The organism is Syntrophomonas sp. UBA5494 (assembly GCF_002426325.1).
The window spans coordinates 1786-5049 of the sequence record NZ_DIPG01000127.1 but is presented as its reverse complement, the minus strand read 5'-3'; the positions used below and the strand labels follow the sequence as shown (position 1 = coordinate 5049).

Below are 3264 nucleotides of genomic sequence, written 5' to 3'. Positions count from 1 at the left end.
CATAGGGAGCATCAGTAGTGCCCGTAGGGTGCAACCTTAATAGCGATCATAGGGAGCATCAGTAGTGCCCGTAGGGTGCAACTTTAATAGCGACCATAAGGAGCATCAGTAGTGCCCTTGGGTGGGCGTTTTTGCTTGCTCTGGGGTATGGGCAGTGCCCCGATAATACCAGCATCCCCCCAAATGCCCATACCCCGGGATATCCGGTTCAATAGCCCTCGGTGGTAATGTTGACCTTGCCTCTGAATACGCGGTAAACATAAATGGTATAAAAAAGGACGATAGGTACTCCGATCAAGGCAATGATCAGCATGACTTTTAAGGTTAAATCCGAAGAAGCGGCATTATATATAGTCAGGCTCAGCCTGGGATCCAGAGCGGGAACCAGGTTGGGAAACATACCCAGGCCCAGGGTGGCAATTAAACCTGCCATATATACCGATGATAAAATGAACGTCATACCGTAACGGGCGGTCCGGGCCAGCAAAGGTGCCGCAGCCAGGCCTATTACGCTTAACAAAGGGGCTGCCCAAAACCAGGTATGTTTAAAATAGTTAACATATAATGCCGGTACGGCTGCAAAAGTATACAGAGAAGCCAGAACATACACAACTACACAAGCAGCCCAAATACGCCCAAATACTCTCCGGGCATTTTCCTGCAATTCACCTTCCGTTTTCAACATAATATAGCTGCTGCCTTGCCATAAAAAGGCCAACAAGCCCAGGAGGCCCAGCAGCAGCGCATAAAAATTCAACAGATCAAAGAAACTTCCCGTATAATAATGCGAGCTGTTTAAAGGCAGGCCCTGAGCAATATTTCCCATGGCTACACCGAAGAGTAACGCCGGCAGGATACTCCCAATAAAGAAGAGGCGGTCCAGGCGTTTGCGCCACCTGGCGGTTTGAGCATGATTCCTGAATTCTACCGCCACTGCCCGTAGAATCAGAGCAAGCAGCACCAGCATCATAGCCAGGTAAAACCCGCTAAAAACCGAAGCGTAGACTAAAGGAAAAGCAGCAAATATAGCCCCGGCTCCGGTCAGCAGCCATACCTCGTTCCCGTCCCAAAAGGGACCGATGGACTGGAGCAAGGTAAGTTTCTCCTCCTCGGTTTTTCCCAGCCAGGGGTAAAGACTGCCTACCCCTAGATCAAAACCGTCCAGAATCGCATATCCGCTAATCAACACACCCACCAGCAAAAACCATATAATGTTCAGATCCATGTTCATCACCTCCGGTTATTCTCCCAGGGAAGGGGGATTCAAGGAAGCAGGTACGGTTTCAGGCCCCCTTATGTCTTCTCCCATCACCTTTTTTACTTCCCGTTTAAGCAAGTAATATACCGCCGCCAATAATACGCTATAGACCAGGACAAACAATGCGATGGTCAACAATATCTGGTAGGCAGCCAGGGGCGAAGCGGCTGCATTGGTTTGCAAAAGGCCGTATACAATCCAGGGCTGCCTCCCGAACTCGGCCGCCATCCAGCCCGCCTCGTTGATCAAAACCGGCAGCAGCATAAAATACAGAGCAGCGGAGAGGAATAACCGGTTATTATATAATCTTCCTCTGGCCAACAGGTAAGCTCCCCATAGAACCAGTCCTGCCAACAGGCCTGCCGCCAATATCATAAAACGGTAGGACCAGTAAGTAGCCTGAATTGGTGGCCGCTCATCAGGAGCAAAGGCTTTCAGACCGGTAACGGTGGCATTAAGGTCATTATGCACCATCCAACTTAAAAGCCCGGGGATTTCAAGTGACAAATGAGTTGTTTCCTGGTCTTTATCCGGAAATCCAATAATATTAAGAGCAGCATGGGGCTCTGAATCCCATATGCCTTCAAAAGCTGCCAATTTAGCGGGTTGGGTATTAGCTACCTGTACAGAATGGGTATGCCCCAAAAGAAACTGGCCGAACACAGCGATAACGGCGAAGACAAGAGCAATGCGAAGAGAACGGCGTCCAATCTCGATGTTCTTATTACGCAGAAGAAAATAGGCGCTGATTCCCATCACCAAAAAGGCTCCTGTGATATAGGCCCCATCAACGGTATGCAAAAAACGGGGCCAGGTGGAGGGATTAAATACTGCGGCGAAAAAGTCGGTTAGAACGGCGCGTCCACCCTCAATTTTATAACCGGCCGGAGTTTGCTGCCAGGAATTGGCGGCAATAATCCAGAAAGCCGACAGGGTACTGCCCAATGCTACCATAACCGAGGATACAAAGCGCATGGTGGGGGATATTTTATCTCGTCCGAATATGAGCAAACCCACAAAGGTAGACTCCAGAAAGAAGGCAAAAAGGCCTTCGGCTGCCAGAGGAGCCCCGAAAATGTCACCCACAAACTTTGAATATTCCGACCAGTTGGTACCGAACTGGAATTCCATAGTGATGCCACTGGCTACTCCTACTGCAAACAATATGGTAAAGAGCTTAAACCAGAAGCGGGCCATCTTGTCATAAATCTCCTCACGCCGTCGCCAGTATAAGTATTCGATAACTGCAATTATGGTTGCCAGGCCGATAGTCACGGGCGGAAAAAGGAAGTGAAAAAAAGCAGTTAACCCAAATTGCAGCCGGGAGAGAAGGACAACATCCATATTCCTCTGCCTCCTTTTTAATTGTTTACTATTTGGGTAAACATGAGGGGTAAAATATACTAGTCTATAAAATCCGCAAAATTATAGCTGTCAAAATCATGGTTTAATCTCTGCTGTATTGCAGCCAAAGCCTGATGAACCGGACAGGAAGGAGGTCCTTGTTTGCTGCAGAGATCTTCATCTATCAGGCATCGGTTGAGGTATACCGGACCCTCTATAGCTTCCAGTACATCCATCAAAGTAATGTCCTGAGGATTCCGGGCTAATGCATAGCCCCCGCCCACACCGCGCTGTGATTTGACAATACCGGCCTTGGTTAAGGAAGGCATAATTTTCAGTAGAAAACGCATAGGTATTACCTGACTGTGGGCAATGGTCTGAGCTTCCACTACCTTCCCGACAGGCTGCTGAGCCAAAAACAGAACTGCCCGAAAGCCATAATCTGTAGCTTGATTGATGTTCATAATTGCTCCTTATTGTTCACCCTTTTAGTATAGTTTATGTAAAAATTATCCCTTTGTCAACCTGGCCCGTAGATAATCATGAGAGTTTTGCATAATTAACTTTTTCTACAAATAATCAGTTTTTTTATGAATGTCATCCTGAGGTAAAGCCGAAAGATCTTTCAATCTCCGAGCGGGGAAGATCCTTCGGCTTCGCTC

At 47.9% G+C, this 3264-nt stretch carries 3 protein-coding genes; all 3 read right to left on the bottom strand.

Annotated elements, in window-relative coordinates:
* Nucleotides 1–208: 208 nt before the first annotated feature.
* Genes cydB through B3W37_RS14275 form a run of 3 tightly spaced genes read right to left on the bottom strand, consistent with a single transcriptional unit; the run spans nucleotide 209 to nucleotide 3066 of the window.
* Complete coding sequence (gene cydB / locus B3W37_RS14285) at nucleotides 209–1225, bottom strand: cytochrome d ubiquinol oxidase subunit II (RefSeq protein ID WP_483176196.1); 1017 nt, start codon at nucleotides 1223–1225, stop codon at nucleotides 209–211.
* A 15-nt stretch (nucleotides 1226–1240) separates the two neighbouring features.
* Nucleotides 1241–2602 (bottom strand): cytochrome ubiquinol oxidase subunit I, encoded by a 1362-nt coding sequence (locus B3W37_RS14280; protein ID WP_483176195.1) that lies wholly within the window; start codon nucleotides 2600–2602, stop codon nucleotides 1241–1243.
* A gap of 59 nt (nucleotides 2603–2661) precedes the next feature.
* Nucleotides 2662–3066, bottom strand: coding sequence for an RrF2 family transcriptional regulator (locus tag B3W37_RS14275; protein ID WP_483176194.1), 405 nt, complete (start codon nucleotides 3064–3066; stop codon nucleotides 2662–2664).
* Nucleotides 3067–3264: the final 198 nt, after the last annotated feature.

Coding starts and splice junctions, on each gene's coding strand:
- cydB (WP_483176196.1), bottom strand. CDS start 1,225: ATGGATCTGAACATTATATGGTTTTTGCTGGTGGGTGTGTTGATTAGC.
- B3W37_RS14280 (WP_483176195.1), bottom strand. CDS start 2,602: ATGGATGTTGTCCTTCTCTCCCGGCTGCAATTTGGGTTAACTGCTTTT.
- B3W37_RS14275 (WP_483176194.1), bottom strand. CDS start 3,066: ATGAACATCAATCAAGCTACAGATTATGGCTTTCGGGCAGTTCTGTTT.